This window comes from Agromyces seonyuensis, assembly GCF_009789225.1.
GTDB classification, from domain to species: domain Bacteria; phylum Actinomycetota; class Actinomycetes; order Actinomycetales; family Microbacteriaceae; genus Agromyces; species Agromyces seonyuensis.
In genome coordinates, this window is sequence record NZ_WSTA01000008.1 from 33,863 (window position 1) to 52,924 (window position 19,062).

The following is a 19,062-nucleotide window of genomic DNA, read 5'->3' on the forward strand; positions in this document are numbered from 1 at the left end:
CGGGGCCGTGGCCCCGCACTCCCGGGATCGCGGTCAGGGCTGGATCCAGATGTCCGCCGCCGCGGGCGTCGTGTAGCCGTACATGTGGATGCCGTGCACCTGGTCGGTGGAGATCGCGCCGTTCAGGTACTCCTGGAAGAGCAGGTACGGCACGACCTCGACGAGGCGCTCCTGCACGAGGGTCCACTGTTCGTGCTGCGCGTCCTGATCCTCCGCGGCGACCGCCGCGTCGAGGGCCTCGTTCAGCTCGGGGTCGTCGATGCGCGAGTAGTTGGTGCGGTCGGCATCGCCGCTCAGGGCGCCCCACAGGCGGGAGGCCGGGTCGACGAACGCGAGCGAGGAGGTCGCGAGGTTGTAGTCGCCCGTCGTCGTGACGACGCCCTGCTCCGAGGAGTCGCGCTGGTCGGCCGTGACGGTGACGTTGTCGTACTCGGCGAGCTGCGCCTGGAGGGCATCGAAGGTCGCGGCGCCGACGCCGGGGAACACGGTGTAGGCGAACTCGACCGGCTTGCCCTCGGCGGCGAGCTCGTCGAAGAGTTCCTGCGCCTTCTCGGAATCCTGGGTCTGGAGCGGGATGTCCTCGTAGAACGGGGAGTTCTTCTGGAACAGCGTCTTCGGAGTGCCGCCGGTGCCCTTGTTGACGGCCGAATTGATCGCTTCCAGGTCGAGAGCGTACGCGAGCGCCTGGCGGGCGCGTACGTCGTCGAATGGCGCCTTCGCCGTGTTGAACATGAAGCCGACGCCGCCGTTGAAGGTGTAGACGGAGTTGACGTAGCCGGCGGACTCGGACTCGGCGAAGAGCGCCGGGTCGGAGTTCATGACGATGTCGGCCTGTCCCGAGATGAGGGCGTTGAGCCGCTGGGTGCCGTCGGCGACGCCCTGGACCTCGATCGCGTCCAGGTAGGCGGGGTCACCGGCGTAGTCGTCGTTGCGGACCAGCTTGACGGTGCCGCCCTGCGTCCAGCTCTCGAGCACGAACGGTCCGGCCCCGATCGGGTTCTTGTTGAACGCCTCCTGGCCCTGCTCGAGGGCGGTCGGCGAGGCGATCCACTGCAGGGAGTAGATCGGCATGAGGCCGAGCAACCCCGGCGTCGGCACGACCATGTGCAGCCTCGCGGTGCGGGGGTCGACGATCTCGATGTGGTCGATCTGGCTCGCGACCCCGGCGCTGGCCGAGCCGAGCGCCGGGTCCTTCATGCGGTCCCAGTTGTACTTGATGGCCTCGGCGTCGAACGGGGTGCCGTCCGTGAACGTCAGGCCTTCGCGCGTCACGACGTCCCAGGTGGCGCCGCCGTCGGCCGTGGTGAACGACTCGCACAGCCCGCAGTCGTAGCCGCCCGTCTCGGGGTTCGCGATGACGAACTGCCCGTAGAGCGCGGTGTACGTGATCGGCATGGAGGTCGAGCTGAAGACCTGCACGGGGTCGAATCCGGTGGGCTGGACCATCTCGAGCACGCGCAACGTGCCGCCCGAGACGGGCTCGCCGGATCCCGCGTCGGCGACGCTCGTCGCTCCGTCGTCGGTTCCGGCGCAGCCGGTGAACAGCAGCGCTGCCGCGGCCACGGCGGCGATCAGCGTCGATCGCTTCCTGGTGAACATGGGGTCCTGCTTTCTCTTGGTGGTGGTGTGCGGAATCACGGGATTCCGGGGTCGCCGAACGGCGCGACGGGTCGGGCGGGGCGTCGGCGGGATTGTGGGTGAGGAGCGGGTCAGTCGTGCAGCGTGCGGTCGAATCGCAGGCGCAGGTGCTCGCCGGCCTGGTTCAGCGCGAACACGGTCAGGAACAGCACGGTCGCGGGAACGAAGACGAGGTAGGGCGAGGTGCGCAACTCGGTCGCGCCGGCGTTGATCATGCCGCCCCAGCTCGGCGTCGGCGGCGGCACGCCGAGGCCGAGGAAGCTCAGCGAGCCCTCCGCGACGATGAGGGCCGCGATGACGAGCGGGAGGTAGGCGGCGATGGTCGGCACGACGTTGGGCAGGATCTCGCGGAGCAGGATGCGGCGGTCGGTCGCCCCCATGTTCCGGGCGGCCCGGACGAACTCGCGACTCGTCCACGCCATCGTGTTGGCGCGGGCGAGGCGGATGAAGGTCGGGGTGCTCGTGAGCGCCAGCCCGACGAGCAGCGTCGGAACGCTCGGCGAGAGGATCGAGGTGATCGCGAGCAGCAGCACGAGCGCGGGGAACGAGAGCAGGACGTCGGCGACGAGAGTGACGACCCAGTCGACACCCTTGCGGAAGTACCCGGCGAGCAGGCCGAGGATCGTGCCGAGGATGACACCGCCGGCCGCCGAGACCGTGCCGACGACGAGCGACACCTGGCCGCCGTAGATCAGGCGCGACAAGAGGGAGCGTCCCGTGCCGTCGGTGCCGAGCAGTGTGTCGATCGGCCCGAGCTGCGGCGGTTGACGCGGCGGACCGACGACCGCGTCGATCGAGGCGATCGGCAGCACGGAGGCGAACACCGCGAGGAACACGATGAGCCCGATCCAGCCGTAGGAGAACCAGACGAGTACGGAGTGCCGCTTCTTGGGCGGTGCGACGACCGGAGGTGCGAACCGCCGGATGCCGGCGGGCGCGGACTGCTCCGGCAACGTGCTCCTGGTGATCACGGTCATGCCGACACCGCCTTCCCGGTTGCGTTTCGCGTGACGCCCGCACGAGTGCGGCGGGCCGCCTTCGGCGTGCGACGGACCCGGGGGTCGATCGCGCCGTAGCCGACGTCGACGAGCATGTTGATGACGACGAAGCCGACGGCGATGAAGGCGACGACTCCCTGCACCGCGACGATGTCGCGCTGGACGATCGAGGTCGAGATGAACTGGCCGAGCCCCGGGAGCACGAACAGCGCTTCGACGATGATGGTGCCGCCGATGAGGCGGGCGAGGCTGAGGCCCGAGATCGTCAGCAGCGAGAACGACGAGGGCCGGAATGCGTGGCGGAACATGACGTAGCCGCCGGTCATCCCCTTCGCACGCGCCGCGGCGACGAAGTCTTCGCGGAGCGTGCCGATGAGATCGGCTCGCAGGACGCGGTGGAACGCTGCGATCTCGGTGAGCGCGACGGCGATCGCCGGGAGGATCGCGCTGCGCAGGTTCGGCCCGAGGCCGTCCTCGATCGGCACCCAGCCGAGCGCCGGCAGCACTTTCAGGGACACGGCGAAGATGAAGATGAGGACCGGACCGGCGACGAACGCGGGGATGGAGAGGAACGCCGAGGTCACGGCGTTGATCCCGCGGTCGAGCGCGCTGTTCGGGAAGGCGGCCGAGAGCACGGCGAGGGGGATCGACACGGCGAGCGCGATCACGAGCGCGAGCACCGCGAGTTCGAGCGTCACCGGCAGCCGCTGAGCGATGGACTCCATGACCGGGATGTGGGTGATGGGCGACGTGCCGAGGTCGCCCTGCAGCGCGGCGAGCAGCCAGTCGACGTACTGCACGACGAAGGGTCGGTCGTACCCGAGCGCGGCGTTCATCTCGGCGACGGCGTCGGGGGTCGCGTTCTCCCCCAGGATGACTTCGGCCACGGATCCCGGGGCGAGGCTCATGAGGGCCTGGACGCCGATCGTGACGAGCAGGATGACGAGCAGCGCGTAGCCGGCACGTCGGAGGAGGTCAGCCCACATTCGGGGCACCTCCCGCCGAAACGGGATGCTTCGAACTTGAAACTTGCACTCGGACTCCTTTGTCGAGCTCGCCTGGATTTCCCAGTCGGGGCTTACTGTTTCGTTGGAGCGAACAGGACTTTTTTCCAACGCAACAAGCAGGATCATGCAGACTTCAAGCGATGTTGTCAACGGAATTGAGCGTGTTGACTCAATACTGTTGCCGCGTGGCGAACTCGTCCCCTACGGTCAGTTCCGTTGAGGCTCGAAGCAGCGCCGCGATACGAGCGTCAGTGAACCGCAGAACTCGACCATGTGTCTCAGACTTCGACCCCTGGTCGCCCGTCACGATTCGGAGCCTCGATGCGCATCGATCCCTCTGCTGCGACGCCATCGCCGTACTCATGCAGCCCGTCAGAACGGAGTCATCGCCGCGCTCGTCAAGAGATCGGTACGAGTTCGCCGGTCCAGCACCGCGTCGACCGCCCGCGCGGAGAGTGCTGCTCCGCATCGATCGGCGGCAGCCCGGCCCGCTCCCGGCGCTGCCGGGCCGACCTGGTGTCGGCGCACAGTTTCACCGGTGCTTGCGCACGTGATCGAGGAGTGCACCAGCAAACACCTCGGCCTGCCGCAACCGCCGCGCCGCCTGCCGGATCCTCAAAGAACGCCGACGCCGCCCGCCCGCGCGGCCGCCGCAGTCGTCACCGGCGGCGTCAAGATCGATCAACGTGCGCGTCCTACACGCTCCGCGTGCGCGAAAACGGTCCCGCTGAACGGAAAGACCCGGCCGCCTGATCAAACGGAACCCTCCGGGCGAGCCCCAGTCACGCGAGGCCGAACAAGCGCACCAGAGACGAGCCGGGCCGGTCCCATGCGAATCAAGTACCTCGCGCGCTCTCGCCGCCATCCTGATCACGGTTCATACTCTCGAGTTTGCATGGATTGCCACCAGGCAAACACCTGATCAGACGATATTTGTAGGGCGGACGGGACTTGAACCCGTGACCGATGGGAGTCAGCCGACTTTCCGAAGGGTTCCGGATGCCTTGTCGCACCTCGCCTGATCTGGATCTGATCAGGATGTTCTCGTGCGTCGTGTTCGAACCCATTCAGACTACCCGGCTCGACTTCGACCCACCTGGGCGAGTCTCGGATCGAAAAGTGGTGAATAAACGGTCGCCGGTCTCGGGTGGGGTCGACTCGATGAAGACTCGAAACCGAACTCAAGCACACGGCATGGCCATCGCTCCCCCGCCCGCCGCAGACCGACGCGCTTCGGAGGCGGAACAAGAACCAGGCCACTTCACAGTGCGGAGCGTGCTCAAGGAGGCCGGAAAGGTGAAGCGACCAGCGAGTGGAGGCCGCTTCGAGCACCATCGACAAGTGGCCGGCGGAAGCGCCCGCGTAGTACGGCCTGACTAGCCAAACGACAAGAAGCTTCCGGTTCGGCCGAAGATTGGTCGTGGGCGATTCCGAGGCGCCCGCCCCGTCTCACCAGGACATCGATACTAGCCGCATTTACCGCAGAGAATCGCGCACTATCAATCGATAGTCAAGCCACTGTCCCCAATGCGAACTATTCGGCGCTACACCGTGCATCCAGCGAGATAAGCAGCCCGTTTCCTAGCCCAATAGCATGCTCCCTGAAAAAACCGATCTGTTCGTAGAATGACTCTTCCGAGAGCACGATAGAGGGCGTCATCAGCAATGCCGCAGTGATTGCATGCACCTCGGCCACTTCAAAATCAGTCTCATCACTTCGGACTTTTTCCAAGGTGCGCATCAAGAAGTCTGCGGAGCTACCAAGACACATGACTGTTCGGCCTTCACCACCCGGGCGCGCGACGTGATAGAGGATCACCTCTCGCACCAGTTGCTTTTGCTCATCACCCAGCCAGAGCCGGATTCGGTCGCCCGTAACGTCCAGACGAACGCGACTTCTCATCTCTGAATATACCTTCCCGACTCGAACTTCAACTGGGTATACCGATAACCGTGAATATTGCGGCCGGTTTGCACCAGTAGCACTCCTCGCCCAGAATCAAAGGCGACATTTGCGCCAGTCTCCGCATCTACATGCGTCATATTTCCCCGCCAGGCCGAAAAATAGTCCGCAAGCGCATCAGGATCATGTCCTATGCCAGGTATATCATGGTCGGCCGAACTAGCGCTTCCGTCGTGCATTCTCTTCACCTGATAATCGACACCATCTGCGATATCCGGCCCGAACGTATCGTCAATACGATTGTACGTGGCATCGTCGAGCCCCCCGAGGCCCGCATCAAGGCCATTGCAGTTATGAACGAGAACTTCGCTCTCGCCGATCTGCACATAGTACGTGTGGATGTCAGCGACGGTTAGGTTGTGGACGGTCTGGGGCCGGTGGTCGTGTTCGATCGCGGTGATCTGGACGAGGGTGCCAGAGGCGGTTTGCAGCCAGTCACCGGGCAGCAGGTCGCCGGAGTCGACCCAGCGGTCCCGTTCAGGCACCCAGAACGGGTGCCCGTCGGTGGCCTCGAGGGTGCCGGTGCCACCGGTGCCGTCATCGATAGTGATCGTGGTGAGGTCCTTCTCACCGTCCCCCGTGATCAACGCGGTCACTGGCTTAGCCGCAGTCTCGCCGGTGTTCGGATCGGTCGCCAGGACCTCTTCACCGATGTCGAGGTTTTCAATTGCTTTGACCGCACCAGAGGCGAGAACCACAAGCGTTCCAGGCACAAAGCTGTTCGCGCGCTTGCAACTCGAACCGGCAGCGTTCTTGACGGCGGCCGCCGCCTTCGTTGCCGTCGACGCGGTCTGCGAAGCCGCCGCACGGGCACCGCTTCCGGCTGCGGCAGCTGTCGCGGCGCGCGTCGGCGCCATCACAGCTGATGCCGCCGCTTTGACCGCTGGTGCGACGGCCTTGAAGACGACTGCGCCGGCGCCGCCGAGCAGACCCCCTGCCGCGCCGATGAGCGTCTCGGTCGCGAACCCGCTCCACGAGAACTTCTGTCCTGTCGTCGCAGTGCGGACCACATTTGTGACCGCACCGGCGATCGCGCCGCCTGCGATTGCGCAGCCGATGCTGCCCGCGCCCGCAGTTAGGGCGAGACACCCGGCGGTCGCGAGGCCGCCGACGACAGCCCCCGCGATCTCGGCCTTGTACTTGTTGACGAACCCGCCGACGGCCTTGGCTGCCTTCTTTCCGGCTTTGAACATGTCGCCCAGCCATGACATTCCGGTCGGGTCGGACCATGTCACTGGATTGTGTCCGGAGTAGACGTAGGCGTTGAACTGGGCTGGGGTTCCTGGGTCCAGTTGCGGGTCAGTGCTGATGAACTGACCGTTGCGTGCGTCGTAGTGGCGGGCACCGATGAGTGTCAGACCGGCGATGTTGTCGTCGAATGTCGCGCCGAGGAACCGACGATCTCCCGGAAGGTCCGCGCCGACTTGCCCGCGTTCGCCTCCGAAGGGATCTGTGTAAAGGCGGGCGACCGAGTCGATTGAATCGGCCTGGGTTTCGTTCCGTTCTTGAAGCAAGGATGGAAGACGATGAACAGGAAGTACTCGCCGGAGATGCGCGAGCGGGCGCTCAGGATGCTCGCTGAGGCTCGCCCGGAGCACCCGAACTTGATGAGCGCGGTCCGCCACGTTGCCGGGCTGCTCGGGATGAGCCCCGAAACGCTACGGTTGTGGCAGCGCCGCTACGAGGTCGACGCGGGCGTGAAGCCCGGGGTCACCTCGGACGCCGCGGCCGAGATCAAGCGGTTGCAGAAGGAAGTTGCCGAGCTGCGCAAGGCGAACGAGATCCTCAAGGCTGCGAGCGTGTTTTTCGCCAAGGAGCTCGACCGCCCCTCGACGAGATGATCCGGTTCATCGACGAGCACCGGGATCGTTTCGGGGTCGAGCTCATCTGCCGCGTCCTCGGGCCGGCGGTGCAGGGATTCGTGACCTCGCGCGGCTACCGTGCCGCGACGAGCAGGACGCCGTCGGCGCGGAGCCTGCGCGATGACCTGCTGGTGCCCGAGGTCGCCCGCCTGCACGCGGAGAACTACGGCGTCTACGGGCGCCGGAAGATGCACGCGTTGATGCGCCGGCAGGGTTGGGACGTCGGCCGTGACCAGACCGAACGGCTGATGCGCCTGGCCGGGGTGCGCGGCGTGAAGAAGTCCAAGCGGGTCTACACGACCAAGTCCGACCCGGCCGCCGTGCTGCCGAGGGATCTCGTCCAGCGCCGCTTCACCGCTGACGGGCCGCGACGGCTCTGGGTGTGCGACGTGACGTACGTGGCGACCTGGGCCGGCTTCGCGTTCGTCGCGTTCGTCACCGACGTGTACTCCAGGCGCATCGTCGGGTGGAACGTCGCAGCGACGTTGAAAGCGGAGATCCTGCCCATGCAGGCGCTCGACATGGCCGCCTGGGACGCCGGCGGTGACCTGAGCGGGCTGACGCATCACTCGGACCACGGGTCGAACTACATGGCCATGGTCTACACCGACCGCATCCTCGAGCTCGGCGCCGTGCCCTCGACCGGAACCGTCGGCGACTCCTATGACAACGCGATGGCGGAGGCCGTCAACAACCTCTACAAGACCGAGCTGATCCGTCAGCGCGGCCCGTGGCGCACGGTCGAGCAGGTCGAGCTGGCCACCCTCGAGTACGTGTGGTGGTGGAACCACCAACGCCTGCACGGCGAACTCGACATGCGCACCCCGATCGAGGCCGAGGCCGCGTACTACGCTGACCTCGAATCAGCCCAGCAGAGCCCTGCCGGACAAAGAAATCGCTAGGAACGAAACCCAGGCCGATTCAATCAGATACATTCACAGCAGCAGCGTGGCCGGAAACACCTGGTCAATGGGAATTCCGTGCAGCCTTGCCGCGAGCTGAACTCGCAACCACCAGCCAGTGAACGGCGCCGGCACAAACCCCTGATCAGAGCCATTTCACAGCGATCAACGCCGGGGCGTTCGATTGACTGACACTCAAACAGATCAGAGAAATACCTGATCAGCATGTCATTCCAAGCGCGTGGGGCGGGTCAGACTTGAACTGACGACCGATGGGAGGCAGCCGACTTTCCGGCGCGTTCCGGATGCCTCGCCGCACCTCGCCCGATCTGTATCTGATCAGGATGTTCTCGTGCGTCGTATTCGAACCCGTTCAGACTACCGGGCTTCGCCTGGGCGCACCACGGGTCGAAAAGTGGTGAATAAACGGTCACCGTAGTCAGGTGGGGTCGACTCGATGAACGCGCGGGTCTGAACGCAAGCGCGACATGACCACCCCTTCCCCGCCCGCCGCAGACCGACGCGCTTCGGTGGCGGAACGAGAACCAGGCCGGCCAATTCAGCTCGCAGAACGCCGCGCAAACGGGCTGGCTCGTATCAGCTTGCCCGCCACCGCCAGGCCGCATGGCCACCGTAGAACGAATGTCCGCCAGGTTGCCTCCGACGTTGCGCGCTGCGCATGCTTCTGCGCACTCCTGTCTTTGAGCTCACGCCCCACGCCGCGTTCAGACGAGTTTCCGTAACGCTGATTCCGCGGCCCTACGCACCCACAACCTTGAATCGCTCTTCATGCGCTCAAGCCCAGCACGTGCACGTGGGGTTTTCAGTTTCCCAAGGGCTTTCACTGCGTGCCCGTCTACTTCTGGATCACCCAGCAGCTCAATGAGAACGTCACCAGCCTCCAGTCTTTTGGAACGTCCTAGCCCGAGCACAACCATCTCCCGGGCCTTACCCGAGCCGATCGCGACCGAGGTGCGACGGTTCCTTCGGACGGGGCCGCGAGGGGGCGAAGTCCGACGCGCGCTCTGATAACGTGCGACCCAACTGCCTCGGCAGCCGTGGCGTCGAAAGCGTCCGCCACCTGCCGGGGAGGGGCGGAATCCATGCCGAAGCACGTGCGCATCACGAACACCACGTCGAAAACCTACACCTGGGCGATGTGGAAACCCGGTGACACTATGGGCTGGGGGGTGTACGCGTGCGAGATCATCAATCCCGACCAGACGCACACGGTCGCGATGGACTCGACGCTGGCCGACGGGTTCAAGTTCTACTACGAACACGACCGAATGACAGCCGCCGCGATGAATCGGTACGTGGGCGATGCGAGGCACGTCGCCAGCCCGCTCGCCGATGTGCAGATCCAACACGATTTCCACACGCCGAACGATTTTGTCGATTGGAATGCCGTCAAGGCCGAGTACATCGACCGAAAGCTTACCGACGACGCCGCGAAGGTGTCGCTGACGCAAGGGGCCGCGAGCGCCTCCATCGCTATCAGAGCAGTGGTCGAGGTCGTGAAGCTCGTCTTCCCGCCGCTGGCGCCGATAATCTCCGGCCCTGGGGCCATCGCCGCGTATCTTGCCGACGGCATTGCGAGATCCGAGCCGGCGAATCCGCTCAGCGACCCGGCGAAGTATATGGACGCCATCCGCGAGATCGTGCGTGCCGAAAACGATCGACAGACCGCGGAAGAAGCGGCATCCATCTTCATCAACGCCGACACCTACCTGCGGAGCATCCGCGGGGCCTCGTTGCAGCCGCACGAGTACAAGGATCTCGTCACCGCCGCTGAGGCGTTCGTCGCTCCGAGCGGTCTGCCGATGGCGTACCTGACGTCGATGAACCTAGACCCGGACAAGTCCAAGTACATCGTCTCGGCCTACCTGCTCGGCGTCGCGGCGTTCGCGCGTTACCAGTGGTACCACTTCATCGAATCCGTCAACGACGGCGACCAGATCACCACTGAGAAGCTCAACTCCTGCCGTGAGCAGCTGGCGTTCTCGCTGCACGGGCTCGAGAAGCTGAAGAATGCGACCGCGGCACAGATCGATCCGAAGATCGCCAAGTCGGGCGTGGAGGTGCCGGCGCTTGTCGCGCAGCTGCGGGAAGCACTCTGCATGTCGACCGTCGGGATCCCGAGCCTGGACGTGATCCACGAGGTCATGGTCAACCTGAACGACCTGTGCGGGCTCATAGATCAGGACGTCGCTTCGTTTCGATCCAGCGGACCATCGCCAGTCGCAGATCCTGGCGGGTCTCCCACCGCTGGGTGTTCAGGACGTTCTTCTGCAGGAGCGCGAAGAAGCTCTCCATGCTGGCGTTGTCCCCGGCACCGTAGGAGCGGCCCATCGAACCGACCAGGCCGTTGTTCTCGAGCAGGCGTTGGACTTTCTTCGCGCGAAATTGACCGCCCCGGTCCGAGTGGCAGATCGTGCCCTCGGGGGAGCGCAGCGCGATCGCGTTGCGCATCGCGGCCATCGCGAGCGAGGGCTTCATCCGGGTGTCGATGGAGTAGCCGACGATCTTGTTCGACCAGACGTCCTTGATCGCGCAGATGTAGAGCTTGCCTTCCCGGGTGGGGTGTTCCGAGATGTCCCACAGCCACAGCCGGTTCGGCCCGTCGGCGACGAACTCGTGACGGAGCACGCCGTGCTCGTCGACGACCGCGAGGAGGTCGTCATGCGGCGCCGGCCCCGTCGCGCCGGCCTTCGACGTCCGGGACTTGTGGTGGCTGGCGTGATGCGCGCGATGCGGCACGGCCGGTGCACACGGTTCTCGCCGACCGTGATGCCGTGCTCGTCGCGCAGCTCGTCGGTGATGAACCGGTAGCCCAGCGTCGCGTCATCGCTGTGGACGTCGCGGATCACGTCCAGCAGGTGCGCATCGTCCCAGTCGCGCCGGCTCACGGGATCCTTCAGCCACTTGTAGTACCCCTGGGCGTCAACCCCAGGACCCCGCACGCCACCATGACCGGCACCCGGATCGGGGCGCCGGGCGCGGCCATCTCTCGGACGAGCGGGAAGACTATTTTCCCGGCAGGTTCGCCTGCTCGCGGCGACCTTCGTCGGAAGCGAGCTCGTGCATGCGATCGAGGCCGCCAACGATTCATCGATGGTGTGGTGTTCGGCGGCGCGATTGCCGGCTGAACGGTCTGGTGCTCGTCGCGCCGCCGAAGCCCGTCAGCCGGCGGTGGCCCCAGTGCCGACACACAAAGAGCCGAAGATCGAGGTCAGACGAAATCGTGCCAGGCAAACCAAGCCCAGCCCAGTCGCTTCGAACGCAATTCCTCGCCCGAGCGCACTTCCTTCAGGGAAACCAATGAAAACCCTGGTCAGATCATGTTTTGTGGGGCGGGTCAGACTTGAACTGACGACCGATGGGAGGCAGCCGACTTTTCAGCGTCTTCCGGAGGCCTCGCCGAACCTCGTCCGATCTGGATCTGATCAGGATGTTCTCGTGCGTCGTATTCGAACCCGTTCAGAGTACCCGGCTCGACCTGGACTCGCCTGGGGACGCCTCGGATCGAAATGTGGTGAATAAACGGTCACCGGGGCCAGATGGGGCCGACTCGATGCACGCGCGGGTACTGAACGCAAGCACGCCAGGGGACATCGCTCTCCTGTCCTCCGCCAACCGACACGCTTCGGAGGTGGAACGGGACTCAGGCCGATTCATAAACGGTCGCCGAGCGGGCTGGGTCGCCAGCAGGTCGGGCACGAACTGGTGGGAGACCATGCCGGTGCCGAGTACCGCCCATCGGGTCACGCGTGCCTCCTGAGGAATTCGAGCGCACGGGCGGCGGCATCATCGACCGGAAGTCCGAGTGGCACGACGATGCCGCGTTCGTCGGCGGCGAGGGGCTCGAGGGTCACGAGCTGCGAAGCGAGCATCGATGCGGGCATGAAGTGGCCGGTACGGTGCCCGATGCGTTCGGCGAGCTCCGCCTCGCTGCCGTGCACGTGCACGAACGCGAGTCGGGTTCCGCTGACCCGGGTGAGAAATTCGCGGTACGACCGCTTCAGCGCCGAGCACGACGCCACGACCGGATGCCCCATCGCGAGCTCGTCGCGGACGCGGGCGGCGACCCGGCCGAGCCAGGGCCACCGATCCTCGTCGGTGAGCGGGATGCCGGCGGCCATCTGCGCCTTCGCCTCCGCGGAGTGCAGGTCATCGGCTTCGACGAACACCGCGCTGAGCCGGTCCGCGATCGCGACCGCGAGAGTCGACTTCCCGGCTCCGGCCACACCCATCACGACGACGGCAGCGGCCGGCGCCGAGACATCCGTGCCGTACGCTGCGATCTGATCGGTCACGTCGGTCACCAGTCGTGGACGGTGCCGTCGAGCAGCCGGTTGTACGGCAGATACGCCTGCTCGTACGGGTACTTGCCCGCCTCGTCGAGGTTCAGGTCGACACCGAGGCCGGGCTTGTCGCCCGGGTGCAGGTAGCCGTCGGTCCAGGTGAAGGACTGCTCGAACACCTGGTCGGTCTTCGCGCCGTGGCGCATGTACTCCTGGATGCCGAAGTTGTGGATTGACAGGCCCAGGTGCATCGCGGCGGCCATGCCGACCGGCGAGATGTCGGTCGGTCCGTGCATGCCCGACTTCACCTGGTACATCGCCGCGTACTCGAGGGTCTTCTTCAGCGGCGAGATGCCGCCCATGTGCGTGACCGCGCCGCGCACGTAGTCGATCTGCTGGTCGCGGATCAGGTCCTTGAAGTCCCAGATCGTGTTGAAGACCTCGCCGATCGCGAGCGGCGTCGTCGTGTGCTGGCGCACCAGGCGCAGCGCCTCCTGATTCTCGGCCGGGGTGCAGTCCTCGAGCCAGAACAGGTCGTACGGCTCGAGCTCCTTGCCCAGGCGAGCAGCCTGGATCGGGGTCATCCGGTGGTGCCCGTCATGCAGCAACGGCAGGTCGGGCCCGAACTCGTTGCGGACGGCCTCGAACACGCCGGGCAGGTGGTTCAGGTAGGCGCGGGTGTCCCAGTCCTCCTCGACCGGCTTCGCACCCCGGCGCGCCGGCTCGTGGTCGTACCGGACCGACGCATCGCCGACATCTGCCCCCTGCGCCGCAATGCCGTAGATCGCCTTCAACGTGGGCACGCCGGTCTGCACCCGGATCGCCCGGTACCCCTGCTCCTGGTGGGCACGGATCGAATCGAACAGCTCGGGCAGTTCCTTGCCCGACGCGTGGCCGTAGGCCATGAGCCCATTGCGCGACGCACCGCCGAGCAGCTGGTACACGGGCATCCCCGCGGCCTTGCCCTTGATGTCCCAGAGGGCCATGTCGACAGCGGCGATCGCGGCCATCGTGACCGGGCCGCGCCGCCAGTACGCCGACCGGTACAGGAACTGCCAGGTGTCCTCGATCTTGCTTGCGTCGCTGCCGATCAGCAGCGGCACGACGTGCTCGGTGAGGTACGCCACGACCGCGAGCTCGCGACCGTTCAGGGTGGCATCGCCCAGGCCGGTCAGGCCGTCGGCCGTGGTGATCTTCAGGGTGACGAAGTTGCGGTCGGGGCTGGTGACGATGACGTCAGCCTGGTCGATGATCATGCTCATGGTGTTGCTCCGTGGATCGTGGGTGCGGGGGAACGAGAGGGGGTCAGGATGTCTCGAGCGCGGCCAGCGCGTCGGCGACGTGTGCCGTTAAGCCGACGTCGGCGGCGAGGCGCGGGTCGAGCGCGTTCAGCAGGGTGTGCCGGTCGGATGCCTCGAACTCGGCCACCGCCGCCGCGTCGATGCCGTCGGGCAGGGGCGCCGTGCCGGCGCGCACACCGAGCATCCATGCGGCGATCGCGGCGGCGCATCCGCTCCCGTCCCTGCCGGCCTCGAGTTCGCCGATCGCGACCGGCACGATGCGCAGACGCATCTTCGTGGTGGAGTCTTGGGCGATCTGCGCGAGGCGGTGCTCGATGCGCGGGTTGCGGAATCGTTCGAGGAGCGCAGCCCGGTAGTCGGCGAGGTGGAACTCGGGCAACTGCCGGGCGTCGTCATCCCAGAGCCCTTCGACGAGAACCCGGCACACCGGGTCGTCGATCGCGGTCGACACGACAGTGTGCCCGCGGGTCTGGCCGAAGGCCGCGAGCACGGTGTGCGCGCCGTTCAGCATCCAGAGTTTCCGGTTCTCCCACGTGGCGATCTCGTCGACGAACCTCACGCCGGCCGATTCCCAATCTGGTCGGCCGGCGGGGAACTCGCCCGACAGCACCCAATCGGAGAACGGCTCGGTCACGACCGGCGCAGCGTCGAGCCACCCGGTCGCCTCGAGAACGGCCTGTGACTCCGCGTCGGTGTCGATTGCCGGGGTGATGCGGTCGATCGAGGTCGAGACGACCGAGACCGATGCCGCCAACCACTCGGTGAGATCTGGCGAGATGCGCCCTGCGAGGCCGGTGAGCGCGCGTTGCACGAGGCCGCCGTTGTCGGGCAGGTTGTCGCAAGGGACGAGCGCGATCGGCCCCGCGCCCGCGCGACGCCGGGCGTCGAGCGCCAGCAGAACCCGGCCGAGCGCGGTCGCGGGCCGGGCGGTGAGTATCGCGTCGCCGACCGACGCGCCCGTGAGCGCGCTGTGCAGCAGGTCGACATCGGATGCCACGAGCGCATCTTCGCGGTCCGGCGAACCGCCGGCGGCGAGCCGGTAACCGGCCTCGGTGATCGTGAGCGTCAGGATCGCGACCTGCGGGTCGGCGACGGCCGCGACGAACGCGGGCACGTCGTCGCCCGCCTCGACACGCACGATCGACGGGATGAACTCGAATCGGTCGCCGTCGGCGGCCCGCTCGACGAGCGTGTACACCGCGTCCTGCGGGGTGAGCCGGTCGACCAGGTCTCGGCTGCGGCCGGTGAACGCGACGATCCCCCATTCGGCGGCGTCCGATGCGTGCGCGGTGTACCAGGCCTGGTGCGCGCGGTGGAATGCGCCCAGCCCGAGGTGCACGATCCGCTCGGGTGGCGTTGGGAGTCCCACCGCGGGTCGTGAGAGACGTACACCGGCGTCGGTAGCGGCGGTCACAGCTTGAAGACCTCTCGAGGAATGGCGTCGACCAGGTCGTCGATGATGCGTTCCGCGACGTCCATTCGCACTCGTCCCTCGACGACGAGGCGCGCGAGGAATCCGGCGTCGACCCGGCGGGCCGTGTCATGCCGTGCGGGGATCGAGAGGAACGCGCGCGTGTCGTCGATGAACCCGCTCGACCGGTAGAAGCCCGCGGTTTCGGTCACGGCGGCCCGGTGGCGGGCGATCGCGTCGGGCGCGTCGAGGAACCACCACGGTGCGCCGAGGTACACGCTCGGGTAGAACCCGGCGAGCGGTGCGAGTTCGCGGGAGTACGTGGTCTCGTCGACGGCGAAGAGCACGAGGTGGAAGTCGCGCTCGAGGCCATACCGTTCGAGCAGCGGACGGATGCCGCGCGTGAACTCGGTCGCGACGGGGATGTCGTGTCCGGTGTCGGGCCCGAACCGGGCGTGCGTGCCGGTCGAGTGGTTGCGGAGCACGCCCGGGTGAATCGTCATGACGAGCCCGTCGTCGACGCTCATGCGCGCCATCTGCACGAGCATGTGCCCGCGGAACGCGCGCCGCTCGGCCGCGTCGGCCGTACCGGCGACCACGGCCTGGAACAGGCGCTCGCCCTCCCCTGCATCGAGGTCGACCGTGTACAGCTCCTCGACGCCGTGGTCGGTCGAGACCGCGCCGTGCCGGATGAAGTGCGCCCGCCGGTCCTCGAGTGCGCCGAGGTACCCGGCGAAGTCTCCGGCGCGATCGGTTGCGGCGAGCAGGCGCTCGACGTTGCCCGTGAACCCGACCGCATCCGGATCGAGGTACCGATCCGGCCGGAAGGTCGGCACCACCCGCCCGGGAAGGCCGGCAGCCGCGAGCAGCGCATGCTCGGACAGATCGTCGAGCGGGTCGTCGGTGGTCGCAAGGAACTCGATGCCGAACCGCCCGAAGAGCGCGCGCGGTCGGAACTCCGGACGCACGAGGGCGGCGGCGATCTCGTCGTAGATCTCATCCGCCGTGTCCGGCCCGAGCGGGGTCGTGATGCCGAAGACTCCGTCGAGCTCCTCCTCGATCCAATAGCCCGACGCCGTGCCGGCGAACCGGTGCCAGTGCGCGGCGAGGGTGCGCCAGACCGTGCGCGCGTCGCGCCTGACAGCCTCGTCCACGACCAGGTCTGCGAGATCGACGCCTGCGGCGTGCAGCAGCCGGGTCACGTAGTGGTCGCCGGCGAGCAGCAGGGCGACCGGGTCGGTGTACGGCTCGTCGGCCAGCAGCAACGACGGCGGCACGTGGCCGTGCGGCGAGATGATCGGGCTGTCCGCCACGCGCGCGTAGAGCTCGAGCGCGACCGATCTGGTCGAGGGGTCGGCCGGCAGGAGCCGTGCTGAGTCTCGGAGCGTCATGGTCACTTCGCGATGAGGTTGAGCTGGGCGTTCAAGGCGGCGACGTGCTCGATGGACACGCCGCCGGCCTGCTTGATGAGCTTCTCGACGCTCATGCGGTCGACGATGGCCTGCATCGCCGGCGGGATCTCCACGCCGTGGCCGACCTCGCCGCGGCTCGTCGCGACGGCTTCCATCACCGAGGCGATGACGCGCGCGCCGTCCTCCGACTGCTTGATGTCGCCGAGCGAGTCGCGAACTGAGAAGAACCCGGCGGGACTGGGCAGCTCGGCCTCGTCGAACCAGTTGGCGATGCTCGTGGTGGGCATCACGCTTGCCGCGGAGACCTCGTCGACCTTGCGCAGCATGATCGTGTCGGTCGATGCGCCCGAGCGGGCGGTGACCTCGTGCTCGCCGGTCAACGGCACCTGGAAGCGGAAGACTCGGCGGCCCTCGACGGCCCCGACCTCGACGCCGTCGACCGACAGCGCGACCCGCTCCTGGTTCGAGTACACGATCACCTCGGTGACATCCTCGGCCCGTTCGTCGCGCCGACGACCTGCGACATGCACGAACGGTTCGCTCGACCATGCCGCCTTGTACACGTAGAACGCGTCCTTCTTCAGCGACCGGTCGAACGACACGAGCCCCTTCTGGTTGCGGCCCGCGACGCCGCCCTCGTCACGTCCGGCCGATCCGAAGTCGGCGAGGTTCCAGACGTGCGTGGCCCAGAGCCACGGCCGCGCCTCGATCATGCCGACCATGTGCTCGTGGTAAAGCGCTTGGTAGCTCTCGGTGTAGTCGCCCTTCTCGGGAGCGACGGATTGGAACTGCGCGTTCGCGTCCGCGCCGTATTCGGCCAGGCCGATCGCGATCTCGGGGTTGGCCGCGTGGAAGTCGTCGAGCCAGGTGTCGTTGTCGGCGACCTCGCCGACGTACCAGCCGAAGTAGAGGTTGTACGACATGACGTCGGGCAGACCGACCAGCGGGTGGTCGGTCTCGAGGAGGAAGAGGTTCGCCATCGCGGTCAGGCGGGTCGAGTCGAGCTCGTGGGCGAGGTCGTTCAGTTCGCGGTGGGCGGCGACCACGTCGTCACCGGAACCGGCGAGGGTGATCTCGTTCGACAGGCCCCACGAGATGATGCTCGCGTGGTGGCGGTTCTGCACGATCAGCTCGGTGAGCTGGTCGCGGGCGTTGTCAGTCGCGCCGGGGAGGAACACGGTGATCTGCGGGATCTCGGCCCACACCACGAGGCCCGCTTCGTCGCAGAGATCATAGAAGCGCTGGTCGTGCTGGTAGTGCGCGAGTCGCACGGTGGTCGCGCCGAGCTCCCGGATCAATGCGAGGTCGCCCTGCTTGATCTCCTCGGTGATCGCGTTTCCGACGCCCTCGAAGTCCTGGTGGCGTGAGACACCGCGCAGCGGGTACTCCTCGCCGTTCAGGAGGAACCCGCGCTGGGGATCGATCGCGAACTCGCGGCAGCCGAACCGCAGGTCGACGACATCGAGCACGACGTCGCCGGCAACGAGTTCGGCTCGGGCCATGTACAGGTGCGGGTCGCGCAGGCCGTGCCAACGGCGGACGTGCTCGATCGCGAGCGACGCGTTCGCTTCACCATCGAGGATCGGCACGGTGACGGTCGCCTCGCCGTCGACGGTGAACCGCACACCGGTCGCCGATCCGCCCGAAGTCGAGGCCACCGCAGCGCTGAGCGCGACCTCGGCACCTTCGCCGTCGAGACGCGGGGTGACGATGAGCCCCGGGCCGCCGTGGCCGTCGAGCGCGAAGTGGACGCGTCCGACGGTGAGCTGGCGCACCTCGCGGTAGATGCCGCCGTAGAAGGTGAAGTCGGCCTGCTGCGGGTACACCCGCTCGTTCTTCGCGTTGTCCACGATGACGACGAGCGTGCCCGCGCCGTCCGCGAGCCCGTCCGTCACGTTCACGCGGAAGGTCGAGTAGCCGCCGTCGTGGCTCGCGAGGAAGCGGCCGTCCAGGTACACCTCGGCCGACGAGTTCACGCCCGCGAACTCGATCCAGGTCTCGACGTTGGGCGCTTCCGCCTCGATCACGCGTGCGTACGTCGAACGGCCGCGGCAGTAGTCGCCGCCCGCCTGCCCGTCGATCGCGTTCCACGTGTGCGGCAGCACGACGTGCTCCCCCGCTGCGGCGACGTCCGCCCAGTGCGAGTCCGTCGACAGCTCGACGGGTGCGAACGCCCACCCCGCGTTGATCGACGTGGCCCGTCGGGCGTCAGGGGCAGCGGGCTGCGTCATGGGAGTCTCCTTCGACGTGAGTGCACCGGCGCA

Annotated in this window: 12 protein-coding genes, 2 pseudogenes and 1 other annotated feature; of the genes and pseudogenes, 1 reads left to right on the forward strand and 13 read right to left on the reverse strand. The window is 66.8% G+C overall.

Features of this window, described 5'->3' with window-relative positions; genetic code table 11:
- Window positions 1-33: 33 nt before the first annotated feature.
- The 5 genes from GB864_RS03240 to GB864_RS03260 all read right to left on the reverse strand — a co-directional run bounded on the left by GB864_RS03240 (window position 34) and on the right by GB864_RS03260 (window position 7,120).
- Window positions 34-1,599, reverse strand: a complete 1,566-nt coding sequence (locus GB864_RS03240; protein WP_160422913.1) for an ABC transporter substrate-binding protein — start codon at window positions 1,597-1,599, stop codon at window positions 34-36.
- 110 nt (window positions 1,600-1,709) lie between these two features.
- Complete coding sequence (locus GB864_RS03245; protein ID WP_160422914.1) at window positions 1,710-2,615, reverse strand: ABC transporter permease; 906 nt, start codon at window positions 2,613-2,615, stop codon at window positions 1,710-1,712.
- Window positions 2,612-3,622, reverse strand: a complete 1,011-nt coding sequence (locus GB864_RS03250; protein ID WP_160422915.1) for an ABC transporter permease — start codon at window positions 3,620-3,622, stop codon at window positions 2,612-2,614. Before GB864_RS03250 ends, GB864_RS03245 begins: the two co-directional genes overlap by 4 nt.
- A 1,555-nt stretch (window positions 3,623-5,177) precedes the next feature.
- Window positions 5,178-5,546 carry a hypothetical protein gene (locus tag GB864_RS03255; protein WP_160422916.1) on the reverse strand — a complete coding sequence of 123 codons (369 nt, stop codon included), beginning with the start codon at window positions 5,544-5,546 and terminating at the stop codon, window positions 5,178-5,180.
- The gene (locus GB864_RS03260; RefSeq protein ID WP_160422917.1) at window positions 5,543-7,120 is read right to left on the reverse strand and encodes a polymorphic toxin-type HINT domain-containing protein; all 1,578 of its coding nucleotides are present in this window, start codon (window positions 7,118-7,120) and stop codon (window positions 5,543-5,545) included. The genes GB864_RS03255 and GB864_RS03260 overlap by 4 nt, the downstream gene beginning before the upstream one ends.
- Window positions 7,121-7,132: 12 nt before the next feature.
- Between GB864_RS03260 and GB864_RS03265 the strand changes: the two genes are divergently transcribed.
- Window positions 7,133-8,370 (forward strand): IS3 family transposase gene (locus GB864_RS03265; protein ID WP_419672758.1). Its coding sequence is split into 2 segments (ribosomal slippage): window positions 7,133-7,412 and window positions 7,412-8,370, totalling 1,239 coding nucleotides; the frame shifts between segments, so codons are not numbered across the junction.
- Window positions 7,405-7,507, forward strand: a sequence feature (AL1L pseudoknot). Its footprint overlaps the gene before it by 103 nt.
- Window positions 8,371-9,095: 725 nt before the next feature.
- Here the strand turns inward: GB864_RS03265 and GB864_RS19035 are convergent.
- The 8 genes and pseudogenes from GB864_RS19035 to GB864_RS03310 form a co-directional block, all read right to left on the reverse strand.
- A complete protein-coding gene (locus tag GB864_RS19035; RefSeq protein ID WP_419672760.1) occupies window positions 9,096-9,308 on the reverse strand; it encodes a HEAT repeat domain-containing protein in 213 nt (70 codons plus the stop codon).
- Between the two features lie 1,273 nt (window positions 9,309-10,581).
- Window positions 10,582-11,067: pseudogene (locus GB864_RS19045) on the reverse strand (transposase); the annotation flags it as partial.
- Between the two features lie 53 nt (window positions 11,068-11,120).
- Window positions 11,121-11,333, reverse strand: a pseudogene (locus GB864_RS19070) (transposase); the annotation flags it as partial.
- 801 nt (window positions 11,334-12,134) lie between these two features.
- A complete protein-coding gene (locus GB864_RS03290) occupies window positions 12,135-12,695 on the reverse strand; it encodes a gluconokinase (protein ID WP_336603854.1) in 561 nt (186 codons plus the stop codon).
- Window positions 12,692-13,930, reverse strand: coding sequence for a D-mannonate dehydratase ManD (gene manD / locus GB864_RS03295; protein WP_160422940.1), 1,239 nt, complete (start codon window positions 13,928-13,930; stop codon window positions 12,692-12,694). Before manD ends, GB864_RS03290 begins: the two co-directional genes overlap by 4 nt.
- 49 nt (window positions 13,931-13,979) lie before the next feature.
- On the reverse strand, window positions 13,980-15,314 hold the full coding sequence (locus tag GB864_RS18900) for a mannitol dehydrogenase family protein (protein WP_336603855.1): 1,335 nt from the start codon (window positions 15,312-15,314) through the stop codon (window positions 13,980-13,982).
- A gap of 71 nt (window positions 15,315-15,385) precedes the next feature.
- Window positions 15,386-16,777 (reverse strand): glucuronate isomerase, encoded by a 1,392-nt coding sequence (uxaC, locus tag GB864_RS03305; RefSeq protein ID WP_160422924.1) that lies wholly within the window; start codon window positions 16,775-16,777, stop codon window positions 15,386-15,388.
- A 2-nt stretch (window positions 16,778-16,779) separates the two neighbouring features.
- Window positions 16,780-19,029 carry a glycoside hydrolase family 2 protein gene (locus tag GB864_RS03310; RefSeq protein WP_160422925.1) on the reverse strand — a complete coding sequence of 750 codons (2,250 nt, stop codon included), beginning with the start codon at window positions 19,027-19,029 and terminating at the stop codon, window positions 16,780-16,782.
- Window positions 19,030-19,062 lie beyond the last annotated feature (33 nt).